15 protein-coding genes and 1 tRNA gene are annotated in these 17696 nt (G+C 71.7%); 6 read left to right on the top strand and 10 right to left on the bottom strand.

Going from position 1 to position 17696, the window contains the following annotated elements; translation table 11 throughout:
• Positions 1-8 precede the first annotated feature (8 nt).
• Entirely contained in the window at positions 9-1295 is a 1287-nt protein-coding gene (locus tag O9K63_RS04245; protein ID WP_277240848.1) for an acetyl-CoA C-acetyltransferase, read from the bottom strand.
• A gap of 122 nt (positions 1296-1417) precedes the next feature.
• On the opposite strand from O9K63_RS04245, the gene O9K63_RS04240 reads away from it, so the two are divergent.
• Positions 1418-2104, top strand: a complete 687-nt coding sequence (locus O9K63_RS04240) for a TetR/AcrR family transcriptional regulator (protein WP_277240846.1) — start codon at positions 1418-1420, stop codon at positions 2102-2104.
• Positions 2105-2148: 44 nt separating this feature from the next.
• Complete coding sequence (locus tag O9K63_RS04235) at positions 2149-4098, top strand: acyl-CoA dehydrogenase (RefSeq protein ID WP_277240845.1); 1950 nt, start codon at positions 2149-2151, stop codon at positions 4096-4098.
• Here O9K63_RS04235 and O9K63_RS04230 read toward each other — a convergent pair.
• Positions 4082-5767, bottom strand: coding sequence for an ABC-F family ATP-binding cassette domain-containing protein (locus O9K63_RS04230; protein ID WP_277240843.1), 1686 nt, complete (start codon positions 5765-5767; stop codon positions 4082-4084). The genes O9K63_RS04235 and O9K63_RS04230 overlap by 17 nt on opposite strands.
• Before the next feature lie 135 nt (positions 5768-5902).
• Between O9K63_RS04230 and O9K63_RS04225 the strand changes: the two genes are divergently transcribed.
• Positions 5903-7075 (top strand): cysteine desulfurase family protein, encoded by a 1173-nt coding sequence (locus O9K63_RS04225; RefSeq protein WP_277240841.1) that lies wholly within the window; start codon positions 5903-5905, stop codon positions 7073-7075.
• Here O9K63_RS04225 and O9K63_RS04220 read toward each other — a convergent pair.
• The gene (locus O9K63_RS04220; protein ID WP_277240839.1) at positions 7038-8150 is read right to left on the bottom strand and encodes a class I SAM-dependent methyltransferase; all 1113 of its coding nucleotides are present in this window, start codon (positions 8148-8150) and stop codon (positions 7038-7040) included. The genes O9K63_RS04225 and O9K63_RS04220 overlap by 38 nt on opposite strands.
• Before the next feature lie 191 nt (positions 8151-8341).
• Between O9K63_RS04220 and O9K63_RS04215 the strand changes: the two genes are divergently transcribed.
• Entirely contained in the window at positions 8342-9718 is a 1377-nt protein-coding gene (locus tag O9K63_RS04215) for an NAD-dependent succinate-semialdehyde dehydrogenase (RefSeq protein ID WP_277240837.1), read from the top strand.
• A gap of 50 nt (positions 9719-9768) precedes the next feature.
• Here O9K63_RS04215 and O9K63_RS04210 read toward each other — a convergent pair.
• The 4 genes from O9K63_RS04210 to O9K63_RS04195 form a co-directional block, all read right to left on the bottom strand.
• Positions 9769-9845 (bottom strand) — tRNA-Val (locus O9K63_RS04210).
• 90 nt (positions 9846-9935) lie between these two features.
• Positions 9936-10505 carry a PGPGW domain-containing protein gene (locus tag O9K63_RS04205; RefSeq protein ID WP_277240835.1) on the bottom strand — a complete coding sequence of 190 codons (570 nt, stop codon included), beginning with the start codon at positions 10503-10505 and terminating at the stop codon, positions 9936-9938.
• A 17-nt stretch (positions 10506-10522) separates the two neighbouring features.
• Positions 10523-11368 (bottom strand): aminotransferase class IV, encoded by an 846-nt coding sequence (locus tag O9K63_RS04200; protein WP_277240833.1) that lies wholly within the window; start codon positions 11366-11368, stop codon positions 10523-10525.
• Positions 11365-12387, bottom strand: coding sequence for a chorismate-binding protein (locus O9K63_RS04195; RefSeq protein ID WP_277240831.1), 1023 nt, complete (start codon positions 12385-12387; stop codon positions 11365-11367). The genes O9K63_RS04200 and O9K63_RS04195 overlap by 4 nt, the downstream gene beginning before the upstream one ends.
• A gap of 216 nt (positions 12388-12603) precedes the next feature.
• On the opposite strand from O9K63_RS04195, the gene O9K63_RS04190 reads away from it, so the two are divergent.
• On the top strand, positions 12604-13461 hold the full coding sequence (locus O9K63_RS04190) for a helix-turn-helix domain-containing protein (RefSeq protein ID WP_277240829.1): 858 nt from the start codon (positions 12604-12606) through the stop codon (positions 13459-13461).
• Here O9K63_RS04190 and O9K63_RS04185 read toward each other — a convergent pair.
• The gene (locus O9K63_RS04185; RefSeq protein ID WP_277240827.1) at positions 13445-14698 is read right to left on the bottom strand and encodes a cytochrome P450; all 1254 of its coding nucleotides are present in this window, start codon (positions 14696-14698) and stop codon (positions 13445-13447) included. The two genes, O9K63_RS04190 and O9K63_RS04185, sit on opposite strands and share 17 nt — an antisense overlap.
• 45 nt (positions 14699-14743) lie before the next feature.
• Positions 14744-15544, bottom strand: a complete 801-nt coding sequence (locus O9K63_RS04180) for a sigma-70 family RNA polymerase sigma factor (RefSeq protein WP_277240825.1) — start codon at positions 15542-15544, stop codon at positions 14744-14746.
• Positions 15545-15757: 213 nt separating this feature from the next.
• Here O9K63_RS04180 and O9K63_RS04175 point away from each other — a divergent pair, with 213 nt between their 5' ends.
• Positions 15758-16078, top strand: a complete 321-nt coding sequence (locus O9K63_RS04175; protein ID WP_277240823.1) for a PRC-barrel domain-containing protein — start codon at positions 15758-15760, stop codon at positions 16076-16078.
• A 43-nt stretch (positions 16079-16121) separates the two neighbouring features.
• Here the strand turns inward: O9K63_RS04175 and O9K63_RS04170 are convergent, their stop codons facing one another.
• The gene (locus O9K63_RS04170) at positions 16122-17612 is read right to left on the bottom strand and encodes an FAD-dependent oxidoreductase (RefSeq protein WP_277240821.1); all 1491 of its coding nucleotides are present in this window, start codon (positions 17610-17612) and stop codon (positions 16122-16124) included.
• Positions 17613-17696: the final 84 nt, after the last annotated feature.

The following is a 17696-nucleotide window of genomic DNA, read 5'->3' as shown; positions in this document are numbered from 1 at the left end:
CGGAAGGCTCAGGCGCCCTCGAGGATGGCCACGACGCCCTGTCCACCTGCTGCGCAGATGGAGATCAGGCCGCGGCTGCCCGGGCCCTTGGCGTGCAGCATCTTCGCGAGGGCGGCGGTGATGCGACCGCCGGTGGCGGCGAAGGGGTGACCGGCGGCCAGTGAGGAGCCGTTGACGTTGAGCTTGTCCCGGTCGATCGAGCCCAGCGCGTCACGCCCGAGCTTCTCGCGGCACCAGGACTCGTCCTCCCAGGCCTTCAGCGTGGAGAGCACGGTCGAGGCGAAGGCCTCGTGGATCTCGTAGTAGTCGAAGTCCTGCAGGGTCAGGCCGTTGCGCTCGAGCATGCGCGGGATGGCGTAGGCCGGCGCCATGAGGAGGCCCTCGGCGCCGTGGACGTAGTCCACCGCGGCGGACTGGCCGTCGACGAACCACGCGAGCGGGGTCAGGCCCTGCTCGGCGGCCCACTCCTCCGACCCGAGGAGGACCGTCGAGGCGCCGTCGGACAGTGGCGTGGAGTTGCCGGCCGTCATCGTCGCGTCATCGCCCTTGCCGAAGACCGGCTTGAGCTTCGCCAGCTTCTCCATCGAGGAGTCCGCCCGCAGGTTCTGGTCACGCGACTGCCCCATGAAGCTGGTCATGAGGTCGTCGTGGAAGCCCTCGTCGTAGGCACGCGCCATGTTCTGGTGGCTCTTGACGGTCAGCTCGTCCTGCGCCTCGCGGGAGATGCCCCACTTCTTGGCCGTGATCGCCATGTGGTCCCCCATGGACAGGCCGGTCCGCGGCTCCGCGTTGCCGGGGAAGGCGATGCCCAGGTCGGTCGGACGGATGGCGGCGATGGCCTTGAGCTGGTTGACGGCTCCCTTCGCCCGGTTCGCCCTGAGCAGCTTGGTGCGCAGCTTCTCGCTGACGGTGATGGGCGCGTCGGACGCGGTGTCGACGCCACCGGCGATGCCGGACTCGATCTGACCGAGCTTGATCTTGTTGCTGACGAGCAGGGCGGCCTCCAGGCCGGTGCCGCACGCCTGCTGCAGGTCGTAGGCAGAGGTCGTCGGCGCGAGGGCGGAGCCGAGGACCGACTCACGGATGAGGTTGTAGTCGCGGGAGTGCTTGATCACGGCACCGCCGGCGACCTCGTCGATGTGCTTGCCACCGAGGTTGTACCTGGCGATGAGCCCGTCCAGGGCGGCGGTGAACATGTCCTGGTTGGACGCCTCGGCGTAGGGGCCGAACTGGCGCATGAAGGGGATGCGGTTGCCACCGAGGACGGCGGCACGGCGGGGCTGGTTGTTGGCCACTCCGGGTCTCCTGGTCGTGAGTTGGGGTGTCTGTGCGATCCGCCCACGGGCGAGGAATCCCACACGAGTTATACGATACGGACGGTAGCAGGTACCTGCAGTACCTGCTACCGTCCCTGACTGTGAGCACCACCACCGACGGACGCAGCGCCCGCTGGGAGGTCCACCGGCAGCAGCGCCGCAAGGAGCTGGTCGAGTCGGCGATCCGGACCATCCGCAGCCGGGGCGCCGCCGTCGGCATGGACGAGCTCGCCGCCGGCGCCGCGACCTCGAAGACCGTCTTCTACCGACACTTCACCGACCGCCACGGGCTCTACCAGGCAGTCGCCGAGCGGGTCGACGAGCTGATCCTGCGGGACATCGGCACCGCGCTCGGCCAGGGCGCGGCGAAGGGGGAGAAGGGAGCCAGTCTCGGCGTCCTCGACGTGGACCCCCGCTCCGTGATCCGGGCGGCGATCGACGCCTACCTGATGCTGGTCGAGCGTGATCCCGAGCTGTACCGCTTCATCGTCTCCGCCCCGATCGTCGGCACCGGGAAGTCCGGCAATGCCGCCGAGGCCGTCGCGTCGGCCACCGGCAAGATGGCCGGGCAGATCAGCGAGCTGATCTCGGCGGCCCTCGTCGACCGGGGCGCCGACCCGGCACCCGCCCGGTTGTGGGGCCAGTCCCTCGTCGGTCTCGTCCGCGCCGGCGCTGACGCCTGGCTGGCCGGATCGGCCGGCGACTTCACCCGCGAGCAGCTGACCGAGCAGCTGACCGATCTCGCCTGGTCCGGCATCAAGATCGCCTGGAAGCGCCCGAGCGCCTGACCCGACGTTACCCGGGGGTCACTGCAATCTGCGACGATGCCGACATGGTCACGTCCGAGTCGCCCAAGGATCCCGTCGCCGAGCAGATCAGGATCGTCCTGGACGGTCGCTGGGCCCACGTCCGCCAGCAGCTGCGCGCGGATCCCGACTTCCCCGTCGCCGTGCCCGCCCTCGAGCTGGGGCTGGACGAGCACCGCCGGCGCACCCTGGACATCGTGCGTTCGCTCGCGGGCAGCGAGCTCGTGCGGGCGGGCCTTCCCGAGGCCCAGGGCGGTACGGGCGACCTCGGCGCGTCGGTGACCGGTCTGGAGATGATCGGCCACGGCGACCTGTCGGTCTTCGTCAAGGCCGGTGTGCAGTTCGGACTCTTCGGCGGGGCGATCATCAACCTCGGGACCGAGCGGCACCACGCGCGGTACATCAGGGGCATGGCCGACCTCTCCCTGCCGGGGTGCTTCGCCATGACGGAGACGGGCCACGGCTCCGACGTGCAGTCGATCCTCACCACGGCCACCCACGATCCGGTGACGGACGAGCTGGTGATCCACTCCCCTTCGCCTGCTGCCCGCAAGGACTACATCGGCGGTGCCGCGCGCGACGGCCGGCTCGCGGCCGTCTTCGCCCAGCTCGTCGTCGGTGGGGAGAACCACGGGGTGCACTGCGTCCTCGTCCACATCCGCGACGAGTCCGGCGCACCGCTGCCCGGGGTGGGGATCAGCGACTGCGGCGCCAAGATGGGGCTGCGCGGTGTCGACAACGGGCGACTGATGTTCGACCACGTCCGCGTGCCCCGGGAGAACCTGCTCAACCGGTACGGCGACATCGACGACGAGGGCCGCTACTCCTCCCCCATCGAGAGCGTCAACCGCCGGTTCTTCACCATGCTCGGCACCCTCGTCCGCGGCCGGATCACCGTCGGGGCCGGAGCCGGCGCGGCTGCCCGCAGCGCTCTGGCCATCGCCATGGACTACGGCCTGGCCCGTACCCAGTTCACCTACCCCGACGGCGAGCACGAGGTCGTGCTCCTCGACTACCGGGCACACCAGCGCAAGCTGCTGCCGCGGCTGGCCCGCTCCTACGCCCTGGCCCTGGCACAGAACCGACTCGTGGAGAAGATGGCCGCGCTCGACTCCGGGGAGGTCGAGGGCGAGACGGCCCAGCGTGAGCTCGAGGCCCGCGCGGCCGGGCTGAAGGCGATGACCACCGAGCACGCCACCGACACCATCCAGGCCTGCCGGGAGGCGTGCGGCGGCGCCGGCTACATGAGCCTCAACCGCTTCGCCGACCTCAAGGCCGACACGGACGTCTTCACGACCTTCGAGGGCGACAACACCGTGTTGCTCCAGCTCGTCGCCAAGGGCATGCTCACCAACTACGCGAGCGACTTCAACGACCTCGACACCCGCGGGGCGATCCTCTTCGGCGCCAAGCAGGTCACGAGCTCGGCGATCGAGCACACCATCGGCGGTTCGCTGATCCAGCGCCTGATCTCCGGTGCCCCCGGGCGTGACGGGGACGATGCCCTGACCGACCGCGGCGGACAGCTGGCCTTCTTCGAGGACCGGGAGTCCCACCTGACGGAGACCCTCGCCATGCGACTGCGTCGCGCCGGTGATGACGACGCCGACTCCTTCCGGGTCTTCAACGATGCCCAGGACCACCTCCTCCGGGCCGCCCGCGCACACATGGACCGGGTCGCGCTGGAGGCCTTCGTCACCGCGATCGACGAGGCCCCGCAGGGGCCCGGGCGGGATCTGCTGGAGCAGGTCTGCGACCTCTTCGTCCTCAGCACCGTCGAGACCGACCGCGGGTGGTTCCTCGAGCACGGACGACTCAGCGCGAGGCAGGCGAAGGGGGTCATCGCGCGCACCGATGAGCTGTGCGAGCAGCTGCGCCCCCACGCGCGCGTCCTCGTCGACGCCTTCGGGATCCCCGACGAGTGGTTGACCACCGAGATGATGGCCGACCTGGCGCAGTTCAGCGGGCCCGCGTGACCCGTCCCTCGTCCCAGACGGGGCCGTCCGTCTCACGCACCCGACCGTCCGCGCCGTAGACGAGGAACCGGTCGAACCCGCGCGCGAACCACCTGTCGTGGGTCACCGCGATGACCGTCCCGTCGAAGGCGTCGAGTCCCTCCTCGAGGGCCTCGGCCGACTCGACGTCGAGGTTGTCGGTCGGCTCGTCGAGGACGAGCAGTGTCGCGCCGGACAGCTCCAGCAGCAGGATCTGGAAGCGGGCCTGCTGCCCACCGGAGAGAAACTGGAAGGTCTGCTCGCCCGCGTGGGCGAGCTCGTACCGGTCGAGGACCCGGCTGGCGGCCTCGCGTCCCATCCCGGTGCGGTGGTCGTCGCCGCGGTGCAGGATCTCCAGCAGGGTGCGTCCCACCAGCTCCGGGTGCTCGTGCGTCTGCACGAACCATCCCGGCCGCACCCGCGCCCCCAGTGCGGCCCGACCGGTGTGCGCCACCGGCGCGATGACGGCCTCGCCGACGGGCTGGTTCTCCGTGTCCGGGTCGCTGCCCCCGGCCGCGAGCAGCCGGAGGAAGTGCGACTTCCCGGAGCCGTTCGACCCGAGCACGGCGACGCGCTCGCCATACCAGACCTCCAGGTCGAAGGGCTGCATGAGGCCGGTGAGCTCGAGCCGCTCGCAGACCACGGCACGCTTGCCGGTGCGGCCGCCGCGCAGCCGCATGGTCACCTTCTGCTCGCGTGGCTGCTCCGTCGGCGGACCCTCCGCCTCGAACCGCTCCAGTCGGGTGCGGGCCGACTGGTAGCGCGTGGCCATGTCGGAGTTGTACTTCGACTTCTGCTTGTACATCAGGACGAGGGCCCTGAGCTTCGCATGGTCCTCGTCCCACCGCCTGCGTAGCTCCTCGAAGCGGGCGAAGCGCTCCTCCCGGGCGCGGTGGTAGCTCCCGAAACCGCCCGGATGGGTCCACACGTGGTTGCCCGCGCGACCGAGCTCGACGGTGGCGACCCGGGTCGCGGTGTTGGCCAGCAGCTCACGGTCGTGGCTGATGAAGAGGATCGTCTTGTCGGAGGCGCCGATCTGCTCCTCCATCCAGATCTTGCCCGGGACGTCGAGGTAGTTGTCCGGCTCGTCGAGGAGCAGGACCTCGTTCGGCCCGCGCAGCAGGTGCTCCAGCACGACACGCTTCTGCTCTCCCCCGGAGAGCGTGGTCAGCTCGCGGTACCTGCACCGCTCGACGGGCATGCCCAGGGCGGCGATCGTGCAGACGTCCCAGAGCACCTCCTCGTCGTAGCCACCTGCGTCCGCGTAGTCGGACAGGGCGGTGGCATACCGCATCTGGGTGCGCTCGTCCTCGGTCTCCATCAGGGCCAGCTCGAGGCGCTCGACCTCTGCGGCCGTCGACCGGACCGCGGCGGGGGCGACGGACATCAGCAGGTCGGCGACCGTGGCCCGCTCCCCCAGGCCGGCACCCACGTGCTGACGCATGACGCCCAGACCCCCGGTGCGCGAGACCGACCCGGCATGCGGAGCGAGCTCGCCGGTGATGATGCGCAGCAGGGTCGTCTTGCCGGCACCGTTCGCCCCGACGAGCGCCACCTTCGCTCCCTCGCCCACCCGGAACGACACGTCGTCGAGCAGCACCCGTCCGTCCGAGAGCTCGTACCGCACACCGGCCACGTCCACATGTCCCACGGGACGGCATCATCCTCCACCTGGTTCACCGGGGGCCAGTGGCTTTCGTCGGCGCGGACCGCCATGGTCGCCCCCTCGCGCGTCCGGCGGACGTGGAGCAGGATGGGCACACCACGGACGCGACCGGAGACCGGCATGAGCAGCGCATCGACCTACCTGGACCACAACGCGACCACGCCGGTCGCGCCCGAGGTCGCCGAGGCGATGTGGCCCTACCTGGTGGACCACTTCGGCAACCCCTCGAGCACCACCCCGCTCGGGGCACGGGCCCGCGCGGCGGTGGACCACGCCCGGGAGCAGGTCGCCGGCCTCGTCGGCGCCCACCCCGACGAGATCGTCTTCACCTCGGGCGGGACGGAGTCGAACAACCTGGCCATCCGTGGCACCGCCGCCGTCGCCAGCACGTACGACGTCCTCACCTCGGCGATCGAGCACCCCGCCACGGTCGCGCCCCTGGCGCACCTGCGTGGTTTGGGGTGGAGGGTGCACGAGCTGCCGGTCGACGACGGGTCCCGCGTGCGTCTGACCGAGGTCCCCACGGCCCCGGTCGGTCTCGGCTCCCTGATCCTGGCCCACAACGAGACGGGCGCCGTCCAACCGGTGGCGGAGTTCGCCGAGCGGGTGCACGCGGCCGGTGGGGTGGTGCACGCCGATGCGGCCCAGGCGGTCGGCAAGATCGCCGTGTCGGTGGAGGACCTCGGTGTGGACCTGATGTCGATCGCCGGCCACAAGCTCTACGCGCCGAAGGGGGTCGGTGCCCTCGTCGTCCGTCGCGGGACCACCCTGGTGCCGCTGCTGCGTGGCGCCGGGCAGGAAGGGGGCCTGCGCCCGGGGACGGAGAACGTCCCGGGCATCGTCGCCCTCGGCGCCGCGGCAGAGCTCGCCGGGTCACACCTCGAGGCCGAGGGCGCCCGGCAGGCCGGTCTGCGGGACCTGCTGTGGGAAGAGCTCGCCCGCGTGGCGCCGGACCTGGTCCGGGTCTCCCCCACCGACGGGTGCCTGCCCAACACGCTCATGGTCGCCGCCCCGGGACGCATCGGTGCCGAGGTGCTCGCTCGGGTGGAGGATGTGGCGGCCTCGACCGGCAGCGCCTGCCACGCCGGGGAGCACACTCCGTCCGCGGCGCTGCTGGCCATGGGCCTGGACCACGAGACGGCGCTGGGGGCAGTTCGCCTGTCCCTGGGACGCAGCACCACCCGGGCGCAGATCCAGCACGCTGCCGAGGTGCTCGGCCACGCGCTCACGGGGGGACCGCCCCCTTCGCCCACCGTCAGGGGAGGTCCGGCACGAGACGCCACAGCGAGGTGACCTCGGCCCGCCGTGCGGCGTGGAGGGCATCCTTGGCGTCCGTGGCACGGGCGTGACGGGGCCGGGTGTCGTGCCGGCCGGCCACGCGCAGCCCGGCGTCGGCGACCAGCGCGAGGAGCTCCTCCCGGGTGCGCACGCCGAGGTGCTCGGCGAGGTCGGAGATGACCAACCAGCCCTCGCCCCCGGGCTCGAGGTGCCCGGTGAGTCCGCCGAGGAACCGGCGCAGCATGTCGGAGTCGGGGTCGTAGATGCCTGCCTCGAGCGTCGAGGTGGGTGTGCCGGGCAGCCACGGCGGGTTGCACACGACCAGGTCCGCCCGGCCCGGGGGGAAGAGGTCGGTCTCGATGACCTCCACCGTGGACGCCAGACCCAATCTGGTCATCGTGTCGCGTGCCGCCGCCACCGCCCGCCCGCTGATGTCCGTCGCGAGCACCCGGGCGGCCCCGCGCCGGGCCAGGACCGCCGCCAGCACCCCGGTGCCGGTCCCGAGGTCGAAGACCCGTGGCGCCTCGACGGGCAGCGGCGCCGTGGCGACGAGGTCGATGTACTCCCCGCGCACCGGCGAGAACACCCCGTACCCCGGGTGCACGGACGCATCGAGGGCGGGGACCGGGACCCCCTTCGTCTGCCACTGGTGGGCACCGATCACACCGAGCAGCTCCTGCAGGGCGACGCTCATGGGGCCGGTGGGCTCGCCGTATGCGCTGTCGCAGGCAGCGCGCACGTCCGGAGCCCGCCGGAGCCGGAGTGAGTGGTCGGCCTCCAGCTCGACGAGGAGCATGCCCAGCACGCGGGAGCGTTCGGCCCGCTGGGCCCGGTGGGCGACGAAGTCGTCTTGGGCGCCATGCCGTGACGCATCCCGCTGCAGACGGCGGTCGAGCGCCTTCAGCAGCTGTCGCGCGTTGTGATAGTCACCGCGCCACAGCAGACCGGTCCCCTTCCTCGCCAGGCGGTACGCGGTGTCCGCCCGGATGGTGTCGTCGACGACGACGACCGTGGCCGGTGCGGGGGTGGAGTTCTCGGAGTGCCAGACGGCGGATCGCTCGACGCCGTCCTCGGTCCAGCGGATCGACATCTGACTCCCTGGTGCTCGGACGTGTCTCGGCGAACTGGCAGGCAGTACGCACGTGGCTGGACGGGCGTCGCCGGTCAGAGGATGCCACACCGTCCTTCGCGCACGACGTCCGCAGCCGGAGGTGCCGTGCATGTCATGGGGCTCGTCGGGTAGGCCCGATGGGACGCCCCAACACACGACGAGAGGACGACATGTCGAGCTACCGCACCGAGAACCCGACGACCGGAGAGGTGGAGCGCACCTTCGACGCCCTCGACCGTGACGGCGCGATCGCCGCTGTCGACCGTGTCCACGCGGCGTACGAGCAGTGGGGCACCGTCCCGGCGCAGGAGCGGGCCGAGGTGCTGCGCCGCACGGCGGACCTGTACGAGGAGCGGGCCGACGAGCTGGCCCGCACCATCGCCGTCGAGATGGGCAAGCCACTGAAGGAGGCGAAGGGCGAGGTGAAGCTCGCCGGGTCGATCTACCGGTGGTACGCCGACCACGGGCCGGCCCTGCTGGAGGACGAGCAGCTCGACCCGCAGGGAGCGATGAGCAGCGCGGTCCGCAAGGAGCCGGTCGGTGCGTTGCTCGGCGTCATGCCGTGGAACTACCCCTACTACCAGGTCGCACGCTTCGTCGCGCCGAATCTCATGATCGGCAACACGATCCTGCTCAAGCACGCGGGGATCTGTGCCGCCTCTAACGCGCTCATGGAGGAGATCCTGCTGCAGGCGGGGCTCCCCGACGGCGGCTTCGTCAACCTCCTCGCCCCCAGCAGCATCATCCCCGATGTCATCGCCGACCCCCGGGTGCAGGGCGTCTCGCTCACCGGCAGCGAGGCCGCCGGCGCCTCGGTGGCCGAGGCCGCGGGCAAGAACCTGACCAAGTCGGTGCTCGAGCTCGGCGGGTCGGACGCGATGATCGTGCTCGATGCGGCCGACGTCGAGGCGATGGCCCGGACCGCGGCGAAGGCGCGGCTGTCCAACGCCGGTCAGGCGTGCAACTCGCCCAAGCGCATCTTCGTCGCCGACGAGATCCACGACGACTTCCTCGCCGCGCTGACGCGCAACGTCGAGAAGACGGTCGTCGGCGACCCTCTGGACGAGGCGACGCAGATGGGGCCGATGTCCTCGATGCAGGCCCGCGACGACCTCCACGAGCAGGTGCAGGACGCGGTGTCGAAGGGGGCGACGGTCCACACCGGCGGCCGGCCCCAGGACGGTCCCGGCGCGTTCTACGCGCCGACCGTGCTCACCGGCATCACGCCCGACATGCGGGCTTGGGACGAGGAGCTCTTCGGCCCGGTGGCGATGGTCTACCGGATGACCGACGTCGACGCCGCGGTGGAGCAGGCCAACGCATCCACCTTCGGCCTGTCCGGCTCGGTGTGGAGCGACGACCCGGAGAAGGCCGCGGAGGTCGCCACACGGCTCGACGTCGGCATGGCCTACGTCAACGAGCACGGGACGACGCTGCCGGGACTGCCCTTCGGCGGCGTCAAGCGCTCCGGCTACGGCCGCGAGCTGGCCCGCGACGGGATGCACGAGTTCGTCAACCGGAAGCTGGTACGGGTCGCCGCGAAGTGAGCCCGCCCCAAACGAGACCGGCCCCGCACGGATGTGCGGGGCCGGTCTGGTGGTGGACGTAAAGGGACTCGAACCCCTGACCTTTCGCGTGTGAAGCGAACGCTCTAACCAACTGAGCTATACGTCCGTGGTGTGTCCCGGACCAGCGTCCCGGCCGGGCAACCCGAGCAGAGTACCCGGCGGACTCACGAACGTGCCAATCGGCCCCGTTCGTGTCTCACCGCGGCGGGATCAGCTCGATGCCGGGGACCTGGAGGAGCAGGTCCTCGAGGTGGTCCGGCAGCCACCCCGGGATGCCCGTGATGGTCAGGGCCAGCCAGAAGCACAGCCATCCGAAGACGGCGGAGGCGATCAGCAGCGGGATCTTCGCCCGCCAGGGCAGGGCCCGCGTGTACTGCTCGAAGGCCTTGACCTCCGCCTTGACGTACTGCGTGACGCGGCGGGCCCACATGAACTCGGTGCTCCACAGGAACAGGCCGATGAAGATGATCGCCCAGCCCGGGCCGACGAGGGGCACCAGGGGCAGCCCCGCGACGACCAGCGCCAGACCGACCACGGCGACGACGACGCGGTAGATCGTCCCGGTCATCGGGTTGGTGCGGATGGCGCGCCGCCACCGGACCGGGTCCTCGTGCGCGTCGATCCGCCCGTCCGTGCCGAAGCGGTCCAGCAGCTCCTGACGCACGATGGCGTGCTGCTCGTCGCGCACGACCCGGTAGGTCTTGCGCCGGCCGTCGGCCGTGCGCCCCGGGGACTCCTTCTCGGGTGTCGACGACTCGGTGGTCATGGTGCCCTCCGTCGGGCTCACGGGTTGATCGATGCACGGGAGGCCTTGGCGAAGGCCTCCCGCACGCGCTCGGTCACGGGTCCGGGAGCGGGCAGCTCGCGCCCGTCGACGGCGTGGACGGGCTGGACGTCCCGCGTGCTGCTGGTCAGAAAGACCTCCTCGGCGGTCTCCAGCACCATCAGGGGCAGGGCCTCCTCACGCACCTCGACGCCGATCTCCCGAGCCCACTCGATGGTCAACTCGCGGGTGATGCCGGCGAGGCACCCGCTGTCCAGCGGCGGGGTGCGCAGCACCCCGTCGACGACGACGAAGATGTTGCTGCCGGTGCCCTCGCACAGTTCCCCACGCGTGTTGGCGAAGATCGCCTCCGTCCCGCCCCGGTCCTTGGCATGCGCGAGGGCGATGACGTTGTCCGCGTATGACGTCGTCTTCAGAGCCGCGGTGGGGGCACGCTCGTTGCGGGTCCACGGCACCGTCGCGACCGCTGTCGTCGGCGCGAGGGGGCCGACCTCCGCGGCCGTGACGATGTAGCTCATCCCCTGGTCCCCCCGGTCCGAGCCGAGCGGGCCCGGCCCGGCCGTGATCGTGTAGCGCAGACGGCCGAAGCCGATCCGCTCCCCCGCCCCCAGCACGGCATCGATGCCCTGCTGGACAAGACCCCGGTCGGCGGCGGGCAGGCCCAAGCCGGCGAGCGTGCGATCCATGCGCGCGAGGTGACGATCGGCGGCGAAGACCTCGCCGTCGACGATCTTGCACGTCTCGAAGGCCCCGTCACCCACGGTCACGCCGTGGTCGAGCGCAGCCAGGGACGGCTCGTCCGGCCCCACGATCGATCCGTTGACCCACACGCGTACGTCGCTCATGGCTCTACTCTTCCAGATGCCAGATCCATCAGGACCCGGGTCTTGAGCTCGCACTCGGCCCACTCCCCTTCCGGGTCCGAGGACCACGTGATGCCCGCTCCGGTCCCGAAGCGCAGCAGTCGTCCCCCGTCCGGGGCCGTCGTCGCGAAGAACGTCCGGATCCCCACAGCGAGTTCCCCGGTCGCGCATCCGTCGTCGTCCCGGTCGATCCACCCGATGGCGCCGCAGTACGGACCCCGCGGGACCGTCTCGAGGTCGGCGATCGCCTGCAGGGCGCTCGACTTCGGCGCGCCGCTGACCGACCCGGGCGGGAAGGTCGCCGCGAGGACGTCCGCCCACGTGACGCCCGGGCGCAGACGTCCGGCGACGTCGCTCACCAGATGGACCAGCCCCGGGTGCGCCTCCGGTGCGCACAGCCGCTCGACGACCACGCTGCCCGCTGCGCAGACCCGCTGCAGGTCGTGCCGCACGAGGTCGACGATCATCACGTTCTCCGCGACGTCCTTGGTCAGCATCTGCTCCGGCGTCGGGGCGGTGCCCTTGATCGGGCTGGACAGCAGCCTGTCGCCGCTGCGGGCCACATAGCGCTCCGGGGAGGCGGTGACGAGGTCCAGCCCCGCCGAGGGCACGTGGACGGTCCCGGCGAAGGGGGCGGGGTTGCCTCCCGCGAGCCGCGCGGCGAGGTCGGGCAGGTGCGCCTCCGCCGGCAGCGGCGTCTCGAGCATCGTCGTGAGGTTCGCCTGGTAGACGGCCCCTGCGGCGATCCGCCGACGGACCTCCTCGACGCCGGCGACGTACCCGGCCCGGTCCAGACTCGCCCGCCAACCGGCCACGCCCGGCCACCGAGCGGCACGGCCGGGCGCCTCGCCCCCTTCGTCGCGGTGGGCGAAGCGGACGGCGGTCAGCTCCCCCTCGAAGGTGACCACGACGACCCACGAGCCGCGCTCGAGGTCGGCCGCGTCGTGGCTGACCTCCACCGGGTCGGACCACGTCGTCGACCCGAATCGCGCGAACTCCACGCCGGAAGGATAGAGGCCCTCCGGGGAGGAGCCGCGCCGGGAGCGGCAACCCAGCGGCAATTTGCTCATGAAGTCTGGTCATCGGCTGGGTGGACCCTCTAGCGTCGATAACGGTTGGCTCCGGGGGGAGGACCGCGGGCCGCTCCTCCAGGGGGTAGGGGCGGCCCGACGGGTCGCCGGGGCGACGGATCCGACCGTTTCCGGCAGGGTGGAGCCATGAGTCATCCCGCCCGCGCCGGCGCGCTTCTGAAGAGTCTGCGGCAGTCGCACGGCTCCACGCAGAGCGACCTCGGTCGCAGCTCCGGGGTGAGCGTGCGCACGATCCGTGGTCTGGAGCGCGGGGAGATCCAGCGCCCCCAGCTGGCCACCCTGCAGCAGCTGGCCCTGGCGATGGAGCTCGCCCCGCAGGAGCAGGCGGAGTTCATGCACGCGTGGGCCACACCGCCACACCCCGGGTACGACGGCCTCCTCGTCGACCCGACCCTGTCGGAGATGGAGCAGATCGACGCGATGACCCGCTCGGGCCTGGGGGCCTACCGGGTGATCAACCAGAACTGGCACACCACCATCGGCGCCGACCGCCGGATGTCCACGACCCGCTGCCAGATCGCGCTGGAGGCGGTCGAGGACGGGCTGGAGCGGGTCTTCAACGTCCAGAACGGCGATGAGCACACCACGGCTGCCCGTCTGGAGTTCGTGCCGCTGCGGGGCTGTCGGCTCTCCCGACGGTGGGACTTCGAGGACAGCAACGTCACCGTCTTCGGGGTGGACCTGCCGCGCCGCCTCGCCAAGGGCCAGTTCCACGCCTACGAGTACGAGGTCCTCTCCCACCCCGACGAGGACGGCACCCTCGGCTACTCGGACGGGTTCATCTGGGGCGCGCCGCACACGACGAGGAGCATCGTCGTCTCGGTCGAGTTCGCCGTCGCTCCGACGACGCTGCGCCGCGTGCAGAAGGCACCGGGGAAGGACTTCGAGTTCCTCGACGAGGTGCCGCTCGACGACACCCTGCAGGCGGCACTCGTCCTCGAGGACGCCGACCCCGGCGCCTACGGATTCACCTGGACCTGGTGAGCCACCCGCCCCGGCGGTGCCGGACCCCGGCACCCGCGTCGGGCCCCGCCCGCGGTGGGCGTGGCGTCGGCGCGGTGGGCATGCGCGTGGTGTCCAGCACGAGGTCGTCCTGCCCATCCGAGAGCTCGGCGACCCGCTCGACGAGGAACCGCAGCACCTCGACGGTCGCGGGCTCCCCCGGGCACCGGTGGCCCCGCTGGACGTCACCGCCGCCCTGGGGGACATACTCGTACGGACCCGGCTCGACCCCCTCGAACCGCTCGGGCCGGAACGCCCACGGCTCCTCCCAGGTCCGCGGGTCATGGTTGGTGGCGACCACGTGGAGCAGCACGCGGCCACCGCGGGCCAGGTGGTGGCCGCCCCACTCGATGTCCCGGGTGGCGCGGGCCGCGAGCACCGGCACGAAGGGGTAGTGCCGCCGCAGCTCGTGGACGAAGGCCCGTCGGGACTCGTCGTCACCGCACTCCCCCACCCGCTCGCGCCAGTCGGGCCGCTCCTGCAGTGCCATCGGGACGAGCGCGGCGAACCAGGCCACCGCGACGAGGGGCCGCACGAGGTTGAGCAGCTCGACGGCCGCCACGTCCACGGGCAGCAGGTCGCCCCCTTCGTCCGTGGCCCGGGCGACCTCGTGCACCGGGGTCCGTCCCGGATCCGTACGAGCCCGGCGCACCGCCTCGCGGGCCCACGCCTGGCACCGTCGACGAGCCATTCGGCCGCGCAGGTGCCGCGGCCCGACGCTGCCGAACCCGTCGACGATGCGCATCAGGTCGCGGGAGCGGCGGCGCACGTCCCGGGTGCCGACGCCGACCCACTCCAGCGCCGCTCCACCGAGAACCTCCGTCAGCGTGTCGAAGAGCTCCCGGCCGGGACGGGGTGCCGCGACCCCGCTGGTCACGGCGACCCAGGAACGCTCGAGCACGCCCATCAGCTCCTCGACCCGATCGGGCCCCAGCGCCGACAGGTGCAGCTCCTTGCGATGGGCGTGTCTCGCGCCGTCCGTGCCGTGGACGGCACCGGCGCCGAAGAGCTCCTCCGACAGCGGCGCGGGAACGGCCCCTGCCCGGGCCATCGTGTCCCGGTCGTAGAAGAGACGCACCGCCTCCTCCCCGGCCACGAGGAGCGCCGGACGGCCCAGGACCCGGACGGGCAGGGTGGGGCGAGGACCGGACATCTCGGCCATCCGGGGCTGGAACCGGTAGCCGTGACGCAGCAGGGACAGGGAGACCTCAGGTGTCATGCCCCCCGGCTACCCGGGGGGCCGGCGTCCATGCGCTGGGGGACCTCAGCTCGACGAGACCGGCTCGCGTCCGTCGATGCGCGTGCGCAGCCGTCGGCAGACAGAGCTGAGGATGCGCGATACCTGCATCTGGCTGACACCGATCCGCTCCCCGATCTCCTGCTGGGTGAGGTCGGCGGAGAAGCGCAACCTCAGGATCTGTCGCTCGCGCCCGTCGAGGTCCTCCATCGCCGCACGCAACGAGATCAGCGTGACAACCTTGTCGTAGGACTCCTCGCCGTCGTCCGCGGCCAGCGTCTCGGAGAGCACCGGGCCGGAGGCCCGGATCGGGGCGTCCAGGGAGGTCGAGCGGTACCGGTCCCCGGCCGCCCTGGCGGCGCGCACCTCGTCGACGTCGATGCCGAGCTCTTCGGCGACCTCGGCATCGGTGACATCGCGCTGGAGCTCCTGGCTCAGGGCGGTCGAGGTGTCCCGGACCTGCTGGTGCATCTCCTGCAGGGCCCGCGGCGGACGCACCGCCCACCCGTGGTCGCGGAAGTAGCGCTTGAGCTCTCCCGTGATGGTGGGCGCGGCGAAGGCCGTGAACCCGTGGCCCTTCTCGGGGCGGTAGCGCCGTGCCGCCTGGACGAGGCCCAGCATCGCGACCTGGTGCAGGTCGTCGACCTCGATGCCGCGCCCCTCGAAGCGTCGCGCCAGCGTGTCCGCCAGGCCCCGGTTCGCCAGGACGACGCGCTCACGCAATCGACTGGCCTGTGCTGGATCCGGCTCGGCGCACGCCTGCGCCAGGAGCTCGGCGGACTCTCGGTCCCGACTCTCGGTTGTGCTCTGCTGCGATGTAACGGACACGGTGCGGCCTCTTTCGTACAAGGAACCACGCCAGCCACGGTCTCGAGCCGACAACTGACTTCAGACAACCACAGTGGTTGGCGGCACGCAACAGATCCGGGGACGTTGATCGCGCAACGAACGCATGGGGGCACGTGCGGCGGGTAGGGCCCGGAGTGACCGACGAGCGGCTCCGGCATCGACCGAGCCCCAGCACACGACCGAGGAGGGGACGTGGCCGTGCACATTCCGGACTTGGCGATCCGCTCCTACCTCGGGCACGAGGTCCGCAGCACCACCGGACAGCTCCTCGGCCACATCGTCGACATCCTGGCGGACGCCGAGTCGGCCGTCCCCCAGTGGGTGGTGGTCGGCCTGCCCGGTCTCCTGCCGAGACACCGGGCGCTCCCGTTCGCACTCCTGCTCCAGACGGCTCGGGGTCTGGTCGTGCCGGTGTCGCGGACGACTCTGCGAAACTCGCCCCAGATCAGGTTGGGAAGCGCCATGACCGCCCGGCAGGAGCTGGACCTCCACGCCTTCTGGACCGGGCACTGAGCGCTCCCCGACCTCAGCGGTGAGCCGACTGCGTCGTCGGCGGTCAGTCGCTCCCGCGGGCAGGGCGAAGGGGGCGGGTCGCCGGTCCTTCCAGCACCTCCCCGGAGGGGCTGAATCGGGAGCCGTGCAGCGAGCAGTCCCAGGACTGCTCGGCATCGTTCCACTCCACGACGCCACCGAGGTGGGTGCACACGGCCGAGAGGGCACAGGTGCGCCCATCGACGGTGGAGACCGCCGTGGGCACCGGCCCGCGCCGACCGACGACACCCTCCCCCTCGGCCGGCGTCGTGTCGTCGAGCGGTCGCAGGGCGGCGCCGGCGACGTGCCTGGCCCCCGAGGCGACGACACCGGCATTGATGGCGGCGAACCCACGCACGGCACCCGCCCGTACCGGTCGGTCCTGCAGCCTCCGCGCCCACGGCACGTGGCCGTCGAGGATGCGCGCGGCCGTCGCGAGTGCCGCCGCGACGCCGTTGGTCATGCCCCACTTCCCGTACCCGGTGGCCACGTGGATGCGCTCCGAGCTGCCGGGCATCGTGTCGATGACGGGGAGCAGGTCGTGCGAGCCGTAGTCCTGTGCCGACCAGTGCGCGACCTCCGTCGCCTCGGGGAAGTGCTCCCGGGTCCATCGTCGCAGTCGGTCCACGTGCAGGCGCTCGGAGTCGGTGCGCCCGACGGTGTGGCCCTCCCCGCCGACGAGCAGCAGCCGCGCGTCGCCGGCCCGGGCATCACGGAGGGACCTGCTGGGCCCGTGGGACGAGATGAGCATCATCTCCGGCGGGGCCGGGTGCTCCAGGGCGAGCGCGTAGGAACGCTCCGGGCTGAGCCGGGCGAAGTGCAGACCCCGGTCGAGGACCGGTGTCCCGGTGGCGAGGACGAGCTGGTCACACACCACGGACGGCCCGCCCCGGCACTCGACGGTCAGCTGCCCGGTGCCGGTGACCCCGCGCACGCGGCTCCCGGTGACGATCCGGCCACCGTGGGCGCGCAGGTCCTTCACGAGCGCATCCACGACTGCCATCGGGTCGACCTCGGCCTGCTCGTCGAGGACCGTGCCCCCGGACGTGGGAAAGGGGACCGGAAGGTCGTGCTCCCACCGCACCCCCAAGTCGAGGTACCGCGCCGCCTCGTGCTCCTCCTTGGCACGCCGCAGACCCTCGCCGCCGTCGGACGCATAGGTCACGGCCGGGCGCCGGAGCACGCCCACGTCGTGCTCGGCGCAATAGCGCAGCAACCATTCCAGACCCTCCCGGTTGCCCTCGACGTACGCGCGCACGACGTCCTCGGAGTGCCTGCCCAGCAGCTGCGAGTAGCGCGTCGCCTGGAGGAGCGACACCTTGGCGGTGGAGTTGCCGGTGGTGACGGCGCCCGGCGTGCGGGCCTCGAGGACGACCACCTGCCGGCCGGCACGGGCGAGGAGCAGTGCGGTCACCAGGCCGGTGATCCCCGCGCCCACGACCACGTCCTGGACCCTGCCCCCGTCGAGCGAGTCCGAAGGGAAGGACTCTCGGTCCTGCAGCCACAAAGAAGTCATCGTGGGTTCCTCTCGTCAGACCAGGTCCCGCGGGAGCCGGCGGTTCCCGTCCCGGCATGGCGCTCGACGGTCGCCGCTGTCCTA

This window comes from Janibacter cremeus (assembly GCF_029395675.1).
Lineage (GTDB): Bacteria > Actinomycetota > Actinomycetes > Actinomycetales > Dermatophilaceae > Janibacter > Janibacter cremeus_A.
This window is presented reverse-complemented; position numbering and strand designations above follow the sequence as displayed.